Source organism: Anaerobutyricum hallii DSM 3353 (assembly GCF_000173975.1).
Lineage (GTDB): Bacteria > Bacillota > Clostridia > Lachnospirales > Lachnospiraceae > Anaerobutyricum > Anaerobutyricum hallii.
In genome coordinates this window covers 14,582-29,947 of record NZ_ACEP01000033.1, presented here as the reverse complement: position 1 = coordinate 29,947, position 15,366 = coordinate 14,582, and the positions used below count along the sequence as shown (strand labels likewise).

Annotated in this window: 12 protein-coding genes and 1 pseudogene; 12 read left to right on the top strand and 1 reads right to left on the bottom strand. The window is 40.4% G+C overall.

Features of this window, described 5'->3' with window-relative positions:
• Positions 1 to 243: 243 nt before the first annotated feature.
• The 3 genes from EUBHAL_RS02555 (at position 244) to EUBHAL_RS02545 (ending at position 5,811) form a co-directional block, all read left to right on the top strand.
• A complete protein-coding gene (locus tag EUBHAL_RS02555) occupies positions 244 to 2,406 on the top strand; it encodes a DNA topoisomerase III (protein WP_005344509.1) in 2,163 nt (720 codons plus the stop codon).
• A gap of 12 nt (positions 2,407 to 2,418) precedes the next feature.
• Positions 2,419 to 4,032 (top strand): C39 family peptidase, encoded by a 1,614-nt coding sequence (locus EUBHAL_RS02550; RefSeq protein ID WP_005344507.1) that lies wholly within the window; start codon positions 2,419 to 2,421, stop codon positions 4,030 to 4,032.
• Between the two features lie 78 nt (positions 4,033 to 4,110).
• The gene (locus EUBHAL_RS02545) at positions 4,111 to 5,811 is read left to right on the top strand and encodes an ABC-ATPase domain-containing protein (protein ID WP_005344506.1); all 1,701 of its coding nucleotides are present in this window, start codon (positions 4,111 to 4,113) and stop codon (positions 5,809 to 5,811) included.
• Between the two features lie 13 nt (positions 5,812 to 5,824).
• On the opposite strand, the gene EUBHAL_RS16665 is transcribed toward EUBHAL_RS02545, so the two are convergent.
• Positions 5,825 to 5,881 (bottom strand): hypothetical protein, encoded by a 57-nt coding sequence (locus tag EUBHAL_RS16665; RefSeq protein WP_370776243.1) that lies wholly within the window; start codon positions 5,879 to 5,881, stop codon positions 5,825 to 5,827.
• Here EUBHAL_RS16665 and EUBHAL_RS16660 point away from each other — a divergent pair.
• The 9 genes and pseudogenes from EUBHAL_RS16660 to EUBHAL_RS02505 form a co-directional block, all read left to right on the top strand.
• A pseudogene (locus tag EUBHAL_RS16660) lies at positions 5,858 to 5,947 on the top strand (DUF6783 domain-containing protein); the annotation flags it as partial. The gene EUBHAL_RS16665 and the pseudogene EUBHAL_RS16660 sit on opposite strands and share 24 nt — an antisense overlap.
• Positions 5,948 to 6,184: 237 nt before the next feature.
• Entirely contained in the window at positions 6,185 to 7,285 is a 1,101-nt protein-coding gene (locus EUBHAL_RS02540) for an FKBP-type peptidyl-prolyl cis-trans isomerase (protein ID WP_005344501.1), read from the top strand.
• Positions 7,286 to 7,647: 362 nt separating this feature from the next.
• Positions 7,648 to 8,421, top strand: coding sequence for a triose-phosphate isomerase (locus tag EUBHAL_RS02535; RefSeq protein WP_005344499.1), 774 nt, complete (start codon positions 7,648 to 7,650; stop codon positions 8,419 to 8,421).
• 153 nt (positions 8,422 to 8,574) lie between these two features.
• The gene (dhaM, locus tag EUBHAL_RS02530) at positions 8,575 to 8,973 is read left to right on the top strand and encodes a dihydroxyacetone kinase phosphoryl donor subunit DhaM (RefSeq protein ID WP_005344497.1); all 399 of its coding nucleotides are present in this window, start codon (positions 8,575 to 8,577) and stop codon (positions 8,971 to 8,973) included.
• A 25-nt stretch (positions 8,974 to 8,998) separates the two neighbouring features.
• Positions 8,999 to 10,015, top strand: coding sequence for a dihydroxyacetone kinase subunit DhaK (locus tag EUBHAL_RS02525; RefSeq protein ID WP_005344495.1), 1,017 nt, complete (start codon positions 8,999 to 9,001; stop codon positions 10,013 to 10,015).
• Between the two features lie 15 nt (positions 10,016 to 10,030).
• Positions 10,031 to 10,681, top strand: a complete 651-nt coding sequence (dhaL, locus tag EUBHAL_RS02520) for a dihydroxyacetone kinase subunit DhaL (protein ID WP_005344492.1) — start codon at positions 10,031 to 10,033, stop codon at positions 10,679 to 10,681.
• 264 nt (positions 10,682 to 10,945) lie between these two features.
• Entirely contained in the window at positions 10,946 to 12,430 is a 1,485-nt protein-coding gene (gene glpK, locus EUBHAL_RS02515; protein ID WP_005344490.1) for a glycerol kinase GlpK, read from the top strand.
• 29 nt (positions 12,431 to 12,459) lie between these two features.
• Complete coding sequence (locus EUBHAL_RS02510; protein WP_005344489.1) at positions 12,460 to 13,899, top strand: NAD(P)/FAD-dependent oxidoreductase; 1,440 nt, start codon at positions 12,460 to 12,462, stop codon at positions 13,897 to 13,899.
• 11 nt (positions 13,900 to 13,910) lie between these two features.
• Positions 13,911 to 15,227, top strand: a complete 1,317-nt coding sequence (locus tag EUBHAL_RS02505) for an NAD(P)/FAD-dependent oxidoreductase (protein ID WP_005344487.1) — start codon at positions 13,911 to 13,913, stop codon at positions 15,225 to 15,227.
• Positions 15,228 to 15,366: the final 139 nt, after the last annotated feature.

Below are 15,366 nucleotides of genomic sequence, written 5' to 3'. Positions count from 1 at the left end.
GACGCCCGCTGGAAGATAAATAAAGCATATTTGTGACTTTAGTCGCTGCAGGTTGAATGTTCGCATAAAAGCGTTCACATCCAACTTTGCTCCGAGGTCACAAATATGGTTTATTTATTTTCCAGCGGGCTGTGCTTTGGCTGGGGAGCATCTATCTGCCACAAAATTGCAATTTTATGTTATACTAAAGGTTAAACGTGTTATTTTGGATAAAAGATGGAAATTATATAGGAGATTATATAAATGAAAAAGTTAGTAATCGCAGAAAAACCCTCCGTTGGCCGTGACATCGCCCGCGTGCTCGGTTGTAAACAGCAGGGGAAGAAATATATTGAAGGAAATGAATACATTGTCACCTGGGGATTGGGACATCTGGTAACACTGGCGGACCCGGAAGGGTATGATAAGAAGTTGAAGACATGGAGAATGGAAGATCTTCCGATGATGCCGGAGCGTTTTAAGTTAGTAGTGATTCCTCAGACAAGAGGGCAGTTTCAGGCAGTGAAGTCCCTGATTGAACGAAAGGATGTTGCAGAGATTATCATTGCGACAGATGCCGGTCGTGAGGGAGAATTGGTTGCGAGATGGATTCTGGCGAAGGCAGGGAACAAGAAACCGTTGAAGAGGTTATGGATTTCTTCTGTGACGGATAAGGCAATCCGTGACGGTTTTGCTCATCTTAAGAATGCGAAGGAGTATGAGAATCTTTACCATGCGGCAACGGCGAGAGCGGAGTCGGACTGGCTGGTAGGTATTAATGCGACAAGAGCATTAACCTGCAAATATAATGCACAGCTTTCCTGTGGGCGAGTACAGACTCCGACTCTTGCGATGATTGCTGCAAGAGAAGAGGAAATCAGGCATTTTAGACCAAAACCTTATTATGGATTGCAGCTTACTGGCAAGGGCATTACTTTTACATGGAAAGATAAGAAGTCAGGAAGTTCAGCAACATTTTCTAAGGAGAAAAATGAGGAGATTTATAAGAATCTTTCTGGAAAAACAGCGGTTGTTGCTGAGGTGAAAAAGACGAAGAAGACTTCTCAGGCAGAGGGTCTTTATGATCTTACAGATCTTTCAAGAGATGCGAATCAGCGATTTGGTTTTTCAGCAAAGCAGACTTTAAATATTATGCAGAGTCTTTATGAGCATCATAAGGTGCTGACTTATCCAAGAACGGACTCCCGCTATCTGACAACAGACGTGGCAGAGACATTAAGAGAGCGTGTGGAGGCGATTGCGGTCGGTCCGTACAGAAGCTTCACAAATACAGTGTTAAAAGGAAAAATCACACCGAAAAAGTCTTTTGTAAATAACCAGAAAGTTTCCGATCATCATGCGATTATCCCGACAGAGCAGCCAGTGATTCTAGCACAGCTTTCTGTGGATGAGAGAAAGATTTTTGATTTGGTTGTACGAAGATTTCTTGCCGTTTTATATCCGCCATATGAATACGAGCAGACCAAAATCACACTGGAATGTGAGGGCGAGACATTTTTTGCAGAGGGAAATGTACCTTTAAACAGAGGATACAAGGAAGTAACAGCACCGGATGGCGATGAGAGTGGCAAAGTATTTCCTGCTTTAAAAGAGGGTGAAGTAATCAGAGATTTTTCACTGAAAAAGACGGAAGGAAAGACAAAACCACCGGCAAGATTTACCGAGGGAACTTTGTTAAAGGCGATGGAGAATCCAGTCAAATATATGCAGCAAAAAGATGCAAAAGCAGCGAAAACATTGCAGGAAACAGGTGGACTCGGAACTGTTGCAACAAGAGCAGACATTATTGACAAGCTTTTTGGCAGTTATCTTATTGAAAAAAAGGAAAATGAAATCTTTATTACAAGTAAGGCAAAACAGCTTTTAGCCCTTGTGCCAGAAGATTTGAAGAAACCAGAACTTACCGCAGAGTGGGAGTCAAGGTTATCTGCGATTGCAAAAGGCAAGGCAAGTGACCGTAAGTTTATGCGTGAGATTGCAACATATACAAAAGAACTGATGAAGCAGATTCAGAATGGAACAGGAACATTCCGTCATGATAATCTGACAAATAAAATCTGTCCAGAGTGCGGAAAGCGACTTCTTTTAGTAAACGGAAAACAGGGAAAACTTTATGTTTGCCAGGATAGAGAGTGCGGCTACAAAGAGCGTATTTCCAGACTGACCAATGCCCGCTGTCCAGTTTGTCATAAAAAGATGGAGCTAGTCGGGGCGAAAGATAGGCAGAAGTTTGTCTGTTCCTGCGGGCATAAAGAATCCATGCAGGCATTTGAAAACCGCCGTAAGAAAGAGGGAGCGGGTGTTTCAAAGAAAGATGTGGCAAATTATATGAAGAAGATGAAAAAAGAGGAGAAACAGCCGTTGAATAACGCTTTGGCAGATGCACTGGCGAATTTAAAATTGTAGGAGATTTTATTTATGAATATAAAAAGAATTGTATTTGCTTCTTTATTTTGTATAGCGGTGTTGCTCTGTGCCGGGAAAAAGGCAGAGGCGGCATTCCCTTACGACATGGAGCAGAAACCGGTGACAGCTACATCTATACAGGATGGAAAAGTTGCAGTTTATAGTGATGAGAATTTAAAGAATAAAAAAGAAGAAGTAGCAGGAAATAATCTTACGATAGAAGCATATAAAGTAAGTAAAAATGGTATTTACGGCAATTACAAAAGTGGAAAAAGATCTGGTACAGGATGGTTTTCTCTTAATACTTTTGTCGTAAATCCAAAGTATAAAAATGTATATGCGACAGTCAGAGATCACATGTACATTTATACAAGTAGAAGTTATTCTAAAGTACAGACAACGATAAAAAAATATAGTGGTGTAATTGTTATCAGCAAAGTAGACGGAGACAGACAGGTTATCTGTGATAAAAAGGATCATTATGAGATTGGCTGGATGACAGCAAGTGCATTTTCTAACACACTTTTGTATGATGGGCGTGAAAAACAGACATTAGCAGATGGCATTTACAAATTTAGATGTGGCTATCAGGATGATGAAAACGGGGGAAGTAAAAATCAGTCCGCGATGGAAGCTTATCCAGAGTATACATTTAAAATAATGCATACGACACAGAATCAGTATTATATTCAAAATGTTGAAACTGAAAAATATCTTGCCGTAACCTTTAAGTCGGCGAGTAAAAAGGCGGAAAAAGGAAGTGTCGGAAAGTATGTTGTTTGCTGGACGAAGCAGCCGGACAAGACTTATGGGCTGTTCCAGTTACAGCGGTTAAATGGAGCATTTTCCATTCAAAATGTGAAAAGTAAGTATTTTCTGGGACAGATTACAGATACAAAAGAAAATAGCGAAGATTCTCAAGAGAGTGACTCAGCGAAAAACAGTGAAGAACTGAAAGTGGCGAATAGCGGTGAAGAAAATCAGGCAGATACTTCATCGAAAAATGCAAAACAGCAGAGCAATACTGAATTAGCATTTACTTTAGAAAAATCCAGAAGCACACAGCCAACTCACTGGCGAATTCACGCAGCACAGAAAATGAGTAACACAAAGAAACCATTTATATTTACTCAGTACGATCCAGAATGGTGTGCGACTCCGTATGGTGGCGGAGGCTGTATGGGAACGGCAGGCTGTGGAATTCTTGCGACAGTGAATGCAGTTTATGCGTTAAACGGACAGTATATGGACGTGATGGAACTTGCCAATTATGCGGTAGAAAAGAATTATCGTATTGTGGGAAGCGGAACGGATGATGGAATCTTTAAGGCAGCAGCGAAGAAATACGGACAAAAATATGGTTTTGCATGGGATGGGGCAAGTGGAAGTATTGACGTGCTGAAGAAGAAATTAAAGGCAGGCGATACCGCCATTGTCCATGTGCAGGGACATTATGTTTCCATTTCCGATTATAATAAAAAGACGAAGAAATACCTTTTATTAGATTCTAATTATCTGCCAAAACGTGCGACGTCGGCATTTGGAGACTGGATTGGAGTGAACCGGCTGTTGTCCGGGGCGTTGGAATCTCAGTATTTTTATTTCTTTAAATCAAGTGAATTATAGTCATGATTGAATAAAAATGATGCTATTAAAAATATCAGAAGAATAACTGTGAATGCAAAGTAAAATAAGGAAATAACAATGAAAAATAAAGAAGATTTAAAAAAAGAACTCATCAAAATTGACCATAAAAGTTATGGAATGTATAAGACGCTCGGAGGCAGTTATAGCTTCGGCAATTACATTTTGTATATCGACCATGTACAGGGAGACCCATTCGCTTCTCCATCCCGACTTCATTTTGAAGTAAAGAGGGACAGGCATGGGTTTCCAGAAGAATATTACCAGGAAAAGCATCGCCGCTTAGCCTTAGAAGATCAGGTGTTGCGGAGATTTTTATATGAGTTAAGACAGATTGATAAGGGCTTTATGGGTTCTGGTAAAAGTGGAAGAATCACGATCTGTCCAGCGAACCAGACAGTGCAAGAAAGGATTGCAGTTGTATTTTCTAAAGAGAAAATGGAACTTCGTTTTGAGATGGGATTTCCAGCAAGAGGAAGAACGATTCTGGCAAAAGAGATGCAGAAGTTAGTATTTGATATTTTGCCACAGTTAGCAGAAAATACGCTTTTCTATCGAAACTGGGATACAAAAAATAAAAAATATCTGGAACAGGCGATTTTCCTTGCAGATGACCAGAAAGTCCTTCGGGAAGAATTAAAAAAGAGAAATCTTACAGCATTTGTTGCGGACGGAGCTGTTTTGCCAAGAGAGAGCGGAGTTTCCGACCGGCCAATGCGTGGAGCAGTTCCATTTGCTTCGCCGGAATCTATGAGAATAGAGGTGGAACTGCCACATAAGGGAAAGGTCACTGGAATGGGTATTCCAGAAGGAATCACGGTTATTGTCGGTGGTGGATATCACGGAAAATCTACTTTGTTAAAGGCGTTGGAACAGGGTGTATACAATCATATTTGCGGGGATGGCAGAGAGTATGTCGTGGCAGATAATAGCGGAATGAAAATTCGTGCCGAGGACGGAAGAAATGTGCTGCACACAGACATATCTATGTTTATCAATCACCTTCCAGCAGGTCAGGACACTACAGATTTTTCCTCAGAAAATGCCAGTGGAAGTACTTCTCAGGCGGCGAATCTTATCGAGGCAGTTGAGGCGGGAGCAGGTCTTTTATTGCTGGATGAGGATACGTCTGCGACAAACTTTATGATTCGTGATAAGGTGATGGCACGATTAGTATCTGACGAAAAAGAGCCAATTACAACATTGCTTCGTCATATAAGAGGAATTTATAGAACACTGGGAATTTCTTTCGTTATTGTAGTAGGAAGTTCTGGAGATTATTTATCTGTGGCAGATTTCGTCTTACAGATGGATCATTATAAAGTAAAAGACGTTACAAAAGAAGCGAAATCTATTTGCGAGGAATGTGGAATTGCAGGGCAGTACCCAGAAAATGAAATCACAGTCCCGGCATTTTCCCGCAAATTAAAACCGGTAAAGCCGGGCAGACGGAAAATAAAATCAATGGGAACAGATACCGTTCTGATTGACAGAGAGGCAATAGATGTCCGCTATTTAGAGCAGCTTTCAGAAAATGGGCAGACAACAGCACTTGCACATATGATGAGCTGGATTCTTGATAATGTGAAAGCTGAAGAAGATATTCAGCATATAATAGAAAGAATGTATACAATCATAGAAAAACGAGGAATGGAAGCAATTATACCAGCCAGTTGCTCAGGAGGTCATCCTGTTTTACCAAGAAAGCAGGAGTTATATGCGTGTCTTAGCCGTTATAGAAGTGCCAAAATTGTTCGGTAGATTTATCCTTCATTCAGTTCGCTACGCCGCCCTCATTCAGGCGGAATCTCCCACAAATTGCGACGTACATCTTGCAGAAAGCGTTTTTCAGACACGCTCTAAGGTGGGAGATGATGTCACAAAAATGATTTTCTAAAATTATAGAATAACTTGGCAGTCTGTAGAAATAGTTTTTCAGAATAAAAAACAACTTGATAGTCTGTAAAATGGTATTTCAAAAAAATAATTTGCCCAGAGTCATAAAATAGACAGAAAAAAGAAATATATGTAGATTTTGTGAAAAGAATGGTAAGATTGTATGATTAATGGTACAGTAATAAAATAGGTGTGGCAATTCGAAAACGCATAATGAAATAATAAAGAGGAGATTTTTATGATAAAGAAAAAGATATTTATCGCAACAGCAGTATTTGCATCCATCTGTATGTTAGGCGGATGTGCAACATCAAAGTCCAGTAAGAAGGCAGCAGAGGCAACTACAGAAGCCGCGCAGCAGGCGAAGGCTACACCAGTGAAGCTTAATGCATCAGAATATGTGAAGCTTGGACAGTATAAGGGACTCACAATTAAGGGAGCATCCACAAAAGTAACCGATCAGGATGTAGAAGATCAGGTGAATGAACTAGCCCACGATAATGCATCCTATGAAGAGATTAAGGATAGAAAGACCGTACAGAAAGACGATTATCTTAATGTAGATTATACAACAACAATTAACGGCAAAGAGAATAGCGATTATTCAGACAGCAATCTCGATATGCATCTTGGAGATGGCAACTTAAATGTTGATGAGAATGTCGATGTTGATGAGAAACTTATTGGAGCAAAAGTTGGTGATACAGTAACAATAGAATTTACTTTCCCAGAAGATTATGACGATTCCTCTATAGCAGGTAAAAAATGTGAACTTGCAGTTTCTATTAACATGATTGAAAAGGAAGTAATACCAGAAGTGAATGATGCTCTTGTCAAGGAAAATACAGACTGTAAGACAGTAAAAGAATATAAAAAGCAGGTAAGAGACAGCCTTGTAAGCGATAAGAAATCAGAGGCAGAGCAGACAAACCAGGAGACACTCTGGAATAAGATTATGGATAATGCTACACAGCTTAAAGATTTCTCTGAAGCAGATATCAAAAAGGAAGTCTCAAACATTAAAATTGAGAATAAAGAGATGGCAGGATACTTTGGCATGAGCGTAAGTGATTTCATTGAACAGTACTACGAAATGTCCCTCGAAGACTACGCCAAAGAAAATCTCAAAAAACAGTGTGTGCAGGACTTACTCTTAAAAGAGAATAGCATTGAAATAACAGATGCCGACGTAGATGAAGAAATCCAGTACTACATCGATGAACTTGGATATAAAGACAAAAAAGAAGTCCTTTCCGCCATTTCTGAAGATGAAATTCATTCTGAATTACAGTACACTAAGTTGATGGACGCATTAATGAAGGAAACTACGATAAAATAACTAACAGACGTAAATCAACAGACATAGATTAACAGACAATCCCGAAGAGAAAAGCCACAAATCCCCCTCCAATATAGCAAAGTATTTTTGAATTTAGCAACAAACAGAAACCCGAAAGCGCAGAATATTACATCTGGAATATTCTGCGCTTTCGGGTTTCGTCTGTCCATAACAACAAAAAAATATACGCAACATTACCAAAAATTACGGTGGGTAAAAATGAAAATATATGCTAAAATAACAAGGTGTTGTTGTTTGAAGTGAAAATATTTGCATTATAGCGTATTTGAAAAGCATTTATAAAGTGTGATGTACATTTTTTAGTAAGTATTTTTCAAACACGCTCTAGAAAGGTCGATATAATGGCAAAAAAGAAGATTTACTTTGGTACAAATACCAAAATGTATAAGACAATCAAAGATACTGTGGAATTTGTTTCTCAGTTGCAGGAGCTGACAAAGGATATCAGCAGAGAAGACATGCAGCTCTTTGTTATCCCTTCTTATACAACGCTGAGAGATGCGAATGAAGCAAAAGATGAAGACCTTTTGATGGTTGGAGCACAGAACATGGGCTGGGAGGAACAGGGACAGTTCACAGGAGAGATTTCTCCACTGATGCTTCAGGAAGTAGGAACGGATATCGTAATGATTGGACATTCTGAGAGACGTCATGTTCTTGGAGAGACCGATGAAGAAGAGAATAAAAAGGTGTTATGTGCCTTAAATCATAATTTTACAACGCTTTTATGTGTGGGTGAAACCGGAGAGCAGAAGGATTACGGAATTTCAGAGGAGGTTATCCGTATTCAGTTAAAGAAGGGGCTTTACGGTGTAACGGAGAAACAGACAGAAAAGCTTTGGATTGCTTATGAACCGGTATGGGCGATTGGGGTGAACGGAAAGCCTGCAACGAAGGAATATGCAGAGCAGATCCATATCGTCATCCGCGAAACATTAGTTGAACTCTTTGGAGAAGAGGCAGGGAATGAGATTCCGGTTTTATATGGAGGAAGTGTAAATCCGGAGAATGCAGTAGGTCTGAGTAAGATGGAACACATTGATGGCTTATTTATCGGACGTTCTGCATGGCAGGCAGATAATTTTAACAAGATTATCAGAGATGTTCTTAAATAAATTATGAATTTTTTAAAAATATATTGAAATTTAATGGATAATGAACTAGAATAGTTGTAGGTATTGCAACATGATGATGGCTTTTTTATGTTGCAATTATACTTTTGTTATAAAGGCTGATTATAACAGAAGACCAGAGATGAGGAGAAATACATGGCAAAGTTTGGAGTAGTACTCGTATCACATAGCGAATACATCGCAAAGGGCTTAAAGGAACTTGTGGATGAGATGAACGATGGTTCCGTGCAGGTAGTTGCTGCAGGTGGCGCAGACGGAGGAAGAATCGGAACAAGTGCAATCAAGATTCAGGGAGCTATTGAATCTGTAGAAGATTGTGATCATATCTTAATCTATGCTGATTTAGGAAGTTCTATTTTAAGCGCAGAGACAGCGATTGATTTAATTGATGAAGATTTAGCTGAGAAGGTTCAGTTAGTAGACGCACCGATTGTTGAAGGTGCTTTAGCTGGTGTTGTTCAGGGAACGATCAGCGATGATGTAGCGGATGTTATCAAAGCATCAGAAGATGCACGCAATGTACATAAAAACTAATTAAGTTTTGGGAGGTAGACTTACAATGGCAAAGATTAAAAGACTTTTTAACGACCCATATGATATCGTAGAAGAAATGGTAGAAGGTTATGTAGGCGCACATAAACAATATGTTAAGATGTGTGATTTAGATGAGGCACAGGGACGTGTTGTTTTAGCGAATGACGCTGGAACAAAGGACAAAGTTGGTGTTATCATCGGTGGAGGTTCAGGACATGAGCCATTATTCATCGGTTATGTGGGAGAAGATTTCGCAGATGCTGTTGTAATCGGTAACATTAACACATCCCCATCTCCAGACCCATGCTACGCAGCAGCAAAAGCATGTGATAACGGAAAAGGATGTATTTACTTATATGGTAATTATGCCGGAGACGTTATGAACTTCGATATGGGAGCTGAGAAGGCTGATGAGGAAGACGATATCAGAGTAGAGACAGTTCTCGTAACAGACGATGTTGTTTCTTCTGAGAATATTCCTGACAGAAGAGGTATCGCTGGTGACTTCTTCGTATTTAAAGTAGCAGGTGCTAAGGCAGCAACTGGTGCAGACTTAGACGAAGTAGTAGCAGCAGCTCAGAAAGCGAATGACAATACTCGTTCTATGGGTGTTGCAATGTCTTCTGCAACTCTTCCTGCAAAGGGCGGAACCATCTTCGATATGGAAGATGGTGACATGGAAATCGGTATGGGTATCCACGGCGAACCTGGTATCAGAAGAGGTAAGATCGACACAGCAGATAATGTAATTGATGAGATTATGGAGCCAATCCTTAAAGATCTTCCATACGTTGAAGGAGACGAAGTTTACGTTCTTGTAAACAGCTTAGGTGCTACACCACTTATCGATCTTCATGTATGTTATAGAAGAGTAGCTCAGATTCTTGAAGAAAAGGGAATCAAAGTTTACAAAGCATTAGTAGGACCATTTGCTTGTTCTATGGATATGGCTGGTATGTCTGTAACATTAATGAAACTGGATGACGAATTAAAAGAATTAATGGATGCACCTTGCGACACTCCATACTTTACACAGAAATAATAAAGGTGATTAATAATGAGTGAATACATGTTAAGTAAAGATTACTTCGTACAGGTAATCAGAGATTTAATTGTTTTAGCTGAAGATAGAAAAGAGTATTTCACAGACCTAGATTCAGCAATCGGTGATGGTGACCACGGAATCAACCTTTCTATCGGTTTCCGTGAAGTTAATAAAAATATTGAAGACTGGAAGGGATTAAGTGTAAGAGACTTTTATAACAAAGTTGGTACAGCACTTCTTGACAAGGTAGGCGGTTCTTCAGGACCACTTTACGGAAGCTTCTTTATGAAGTTTGGACTTCCAATTAAGACAAAAGGCCCAGATGAGGGAGCAACTTTTGAAGAATTTATCGCCATGATGGAAAAAGGTGTTGAGATTATCAAAAAGCGTGGTAAGTCCACAACTGGAGAGAAAACTATGCTTGACACATTTGTTCCAGCAGTTGAGACACTCCGCAAAGAATACGAAGGCGGAACACCAGCCAAAGAAGCTATGGAGAAAGCTGTTGAAGCTGGTAAGGCAGGTTTAGAGTCTACAAGAAATATTGTAGCAACAAAAGGCCGTGCTATGAGACTTGGAGAACGTGCTATCGGTCATCTTGACCCAGGTGCTGCATCTGCCGCAGAGATTCTTGAAGTATTCTACAAGGATATGCCAAACTAGTACATCACGATGTGTAGGATACTGCTTCATTAATAATCAGTAGTGATATTGATGAGAGGAAGTACAAAGGCTTATTAAAGTTTATAATATTTATTTTCGATACAACAAAATAATGTATTAACGGGAGAGAGTTATGAGTCCTGCTTATGAGGCTGTTGAAGTTTTGACAGTCTTATTAAGCAGGACTTTTTTAATTATCTAACATCCTGACCGGTTTTAAAGGGTGAAGCTGGCAGGAACAATTAAAAAAGGAGGAGCAGGTATATGGCAAACTACATTTTAGTAATGGATCAGGGAACAACGGGGTCAAGAGGTGTTGTTTATGATGAGAAGGGTAAAACAGTAGCGATTGACTATGAAGAGTATGAGCAGTTTTTCCCGAATTCCGGCTGGTGGGAGCAGAGTGGAAAGACCGTGTGGGAAGTTACATTAAGAACATCCCGGAATGCAATTAAAAAAGCAGGTCTTACAGGAAAAGACATCGCGGCAATCGGTATTGCCAACCAGAGAGAGACCACAACAATCTGGGATAAGGCAACAGGAGAACCGATTTACAACACGATTGTCTGGGGCTGCCGCCGTACGGCAGATATCTGTGCGAAACTGATTGAGGAGGGTTACAACGATACTGTAAACAAAAAGACAGGTCTGGTAATTGACCCAACGTATTCTGGTTCTAAGATCCGCTGGATTCTTGATGAAGTAGAAGGCGCACAGGAAAGAGCAGAAAAGGGTGAATTATTATTCGGAACAATTGACTGCTGGCTGCTTTATAACCTTACAAAAGGTAAAGTACATGCAACAGATTATTCTAACGCAGCTCGTTCTATGGTTATGAACGCTCATGAATTAAAATGGGATGATGAACTTCTTTCTATGCTGAATATTCCAAAATGTATGCTTCCGGAAATCAAACCATCGGTAGGAATCTTTGGATATACAGATCCAGAATGGTTTGGTGCAGAAATCCCAATCACAGGTATTGCTGGTGACCAGAGTGCCGCATTATTTGGACAGGCTTGTTTCGAGGAAGGCGCAGCAAAGAATACATATGGAACAAGTGCAGTACCACTGATGTATACAGGTGATGTTGCACCAGAAACAGAGAAAGGACTTCTCACAGTTGCATGGGGTAAAGATGGAAAAGTAAAATATTCTATGGGTGCAAGTATTTTAATTGCAGGTCAGGTTATTCAGTGGTTACGAGATAAGATTAACTTAGTTGACCATGCTGCTAAGACAAGTGTTATGGCAGAAAGTATCCCGGATAACGGAGGCATTTTCTTCGTACCTGCATTTACCGGACTTGGTGCACCACACTGGAATACAGGTGCCAGAGGAATGATCATTGGTATTACTGCTGCTACATCAAAAGAACAGATTACAAGAGCAGCATTAGAATCCATGGCATACCAGACAAGAGACCTTCTTGAAGAGATGGAGCGCAATTCAGGAATCAAATTAAAAGAGCTGAAAGTAGACGGTGGAGCTTCTAAGAATGACTTCTTAATGCAGTTCCAGGCAGACATTTTAAATTGCCGCGTTGTACGTCCAAAAGACATTGAGACAACCGCACTTGGTGCATGTTATTTAGCAGGACTTGGCTGTGGTATTTTCAAGAGTGAAGATGAAATCAAGGAATTATGGGAAGCCGACAGAGTATTTGAACCACAGATGGATGAGGAAACAAGAGAAAATCTTTACGCACAGTGGTGCAAGGCAGTAGAGAAATCTAAAGACTGGTTATAAAATCTTTTAATCTAGAAAGGGGTAGACATATGAAGTATGATGTAGTAATTATTGGTGGTGGAATCACCGGTACAGGAATTGCTCATGAACTGGCAAAATATCAGTTAAAAACGATTTTGTTAGAGAGCGGTACAGACGTAGCTTTTTCTGCAACAAAACAAAATGGTGGAGTAATCCATCCAGGTTATGACCCGCATCCGGGCACATTAAAAGCAAAACTGAATCCTCCGGGAGCAAGAATGTATCCAAGACTTTCTAAAGAATTAGGCTTTAAAATATTACCTACAGGAACACTTGTCGTTGCCTACTCCGATCAGGATTTAAAAAAGGTAGACGAACTGATGGATAATGCCAGAATCAACGGTGTAGAAAAAGTAGAACGTTTAGATTTTGAGCAGCTCCATAACAGAGAACCACATATCAGTGATAAGGCGTTAGGTGCGCTACTTGCAAATACAACCGTAATGGTAGACCCATTTGAAGTAGCCATTGCTTTTATGGAAAATGCAATGCAGAACGGTGTAGAACTTGGTCTTTGCCAGAAAGTGCGTAAAATTGAAAAACGTGCAGAAGAAGACTTTGTTGTATACACACAGGACAGACAGTATGAGACTCGTTTTATCGTTAATGCAGCCGGTGTGCATGCGGACGATGTTGCAGCGATGGCAGGTATCCACGAATATCAGGTGGAAGGCCGTCACGGAAACCTTTGCGTACTGGATAAAGTGCTTCCGATTCATACAGTTATGTTCCCTTGTCCGGGACCGGATACAAAAGGCATCGCATTGATTCCTACTGTTTCTGGTAACTTCCTTATCGGTTCGACTGCCACAATGCGAGAAGATAAATATGACGTAACAAACGATGCACATGGTATTGATGAATTAATAAAAGGAGCCAAAATGCTTCTTCCAGACTTTGACCCAAGATGTATTATTCGTACTTTTGCAGGACAGCGACCAGTTGTATTAAACAACGGAAACGATTTCTACATTCGTGAATCTGAGATAGTAAAAGGCTTTATCCATGCTGCCGGAATCCAGTCCCCGGGAATCGCTTCTTCCCCTGCGATTGCTGAGTATGTAAGAGACCTTCTGGCAAATGCCGGATTAGATCTGAAAGATAAATCAGACTACAACCCATACCGTGAACCAATCCCGGATTTCAGCGATCTTTCCTTAGAAGAACAGGATGCACTCATCAAAAAAGACCCTGCCTGGGGTAAAATTGTATGTCGGTGTGAGACTGTTCCAGAGGGTGAAATCATTGCAGCGATTCATTCCACACTTGGTGCAAGAACCGTAGAAGGTGTCAAGAGAAGAACTCGTGCAGGAATGGGACGGTGCCAGAGTGGTTTCTGTCAGTACAAGGTAATGCAGATTCTTTCCAGAGAACTTGGAATCCCTGAAGAACAGGTACTTTTCGAAGAACAGGGAGCACAGGTATTATACGGAAAAATTAAAGGGTGAGGTGAGAGAAAATGAGGACATTAAAATATGATGTAGTAGTTATCGGAGGCGGCCCGGCAGGTCTTGCAGCAGCATTAAAGGCAAGAGAAAAAGTAGAAAAAGTTGCAGTTCTTGAAAGAAATGATGAACTTGGCGGAATTTTAAATCAGTGTATCCACAGTGGATTTGGACTCCATGTATTTAAAGAAGAATTAACCGGACCAGAATACGCACAGCGTTATGTAGATATGGTGGCAGAAACAGACATTTCCTGTTACTTAAATACAATGGTACTTGATGTGACAGAAGATAAACATGTCGTTGCTATGAGTGAAGACGGAATGCTTGTTTTTGAGGCAAGTTCTGTTGTCCTTGCTATGGGATGCCGTGAGAGAACAAGAGGACAGATTCGTATTCCAGGAACCCGTCCGGCAGGTGTATTTACCGCAGGACTGGCACAGCGTTATGTAAACCTTGAAAACTTCAAACCGGGAAGCAGAGTTGTCATCCTTGGTTCCGGAGATATCGGTCTTATTATGGCAAGAAGATTAACCCTCGAAGGCATTAAGGTTGTCGGTGTATACGAACTGATGCCATATGCAAATGGACTTTACCGTAACATCAAAAACTGTCTGGATGACTTCGGAATCCCACTGCATTTAAGTACAACCGTAACAAAAATCGTAGGTTCCAAGCGAGTACAGGCAGTAGAAGTTTCCGCTGTAGATGAAAACTTAAAACCAATTCCGGGAACTGAAGAAATCATCCCTTGCGATACTGTACTATTATCCATTGGATTAATTCCAGAAAATGAACTCTCCAAAAAAGCAGGAATCGAATTAAACCCAGTCACAAATGGGCCAAAAGTAGACAACGCTTTAGAAACATCCGTAAAAGGAATCTTTGCCTGTGGTAATGTGCTCCATGTACACGACCTTGTAGATCAGGTAACAAAAGAAGCAGAAGATGCCGGTACTTATGCGGCTGAATATGCTGCAGAATGTGCAGCCGCACAGCAGGCAGATGCCGCAGTATCTACAGATGTAGAGACAGCAGCAGAAGCATGTGGAACTTCAAATGCAGAAACAGAAATTGCAGTTATCCCAGAAGGCATGGTCCGCTACACGGTTCCAACAAGAATCTGTGCAAACAGAACCCCAGTTACAAAAATTAAGTTCCGTGTCGGCAGACCAGTGGAAACTGCAAAAATCCGCATTACAAGCGGCGATAAAGTAATCTTTGAAAGCAAAAAAGCAAAGAAATTTGTACCGAGTATAATGGAAAATGTAAACCTGACAGCCGCACAGCTTGCAGACGTTCAGGACGAGATTAAGGTAACATTAGTTTAATTAATATGTATGATTGATATCTTTCTTTAGCATTGATTTTTTATCAGTTGTACTTGAGTTTTGTCAATGTATAACTGAAAATTGAACAGCAACTGATAAAAATCTTCTTACAAAATTAAGCATAGAAAGATTCTGAGTA

Bases quoted from the DNA above. Each gene is read 5' to 3' on its own strand.
- EUBHAL_RS02555 (WP_005344509.1), top strand. From the start codon at position 244: ATGAAAAAGTTAGTAATCGCAGAAAAACCCTCCGTTGGCCGTGACATC.
- EUBHAL_RS02550 (WP_005344507.1), top strand. From the start codon at position 2,419: ATGAATATAAAAAGAATTGTATTTGCTTCTTTATTTTGTATAGCGGTG.
- EUBHAL_RS02545 (WP_005344506.1), top strand. From the start codon at position 4,111: ATGAAAAATAAAGAAGATTTAAAAAAAGAACTCATCAAAATTGACCAT.
- EUBHAL_RS02540 (WP_005344501.1), top strand. From the start codon at position 6,185: ATGATAAAGAAAAAGATATTTATCGCAACAGCAGTATTTGCATCCATC.
- EUBHAL_RS02535 (WP_005344499.1), top strand. From the start codon at position 7,648: ATGGCAAAAAAGAAGATTTACTTTGGTACAAATACCAAAATGTATAAG.
- dhaM (WP_005344497.1), top strand. From the start codon at position 8,575: ATGGCAAAGTTTGGAGTAGTACTCGTATCACATAGCGAATACATCGCA.
- EUBHAL_RS02525 (WP_005344495.1), top strand. From the start codon at position 8,999: ATGGCAAAGATTAAAAGACTTTTTAACGACCCATATGATATCGTAGAA.
- dhaL (WP_005344492.1), top strand. From the start codon at position 10,031: ATGAGTGAATACATGTTAAGTAAAGATTACTTCGTACAGGTAATCAGA.
- glpK (WP_005344490.1), top strand. From the start codon at position 10,946: ATGGCAAACTACATTTTAGTAATGGATCAGGGAACAACGGGGTCAAGA.
- EUBHAL_RS02510 (WP_005344489.1), top strand. From the start codon at position 12,460: ATGAAGTATGATGTAGTAATTATTGGTGGTGGAATCACCGGTACAGGA.
- EUBHAL_RS02505 (WP_005344487.1), top strand. From the start codon at position 13,911: ATGAGGACATTAAAATATGATGTAGTAGTTATCGGAGGCGGCCCGGCA.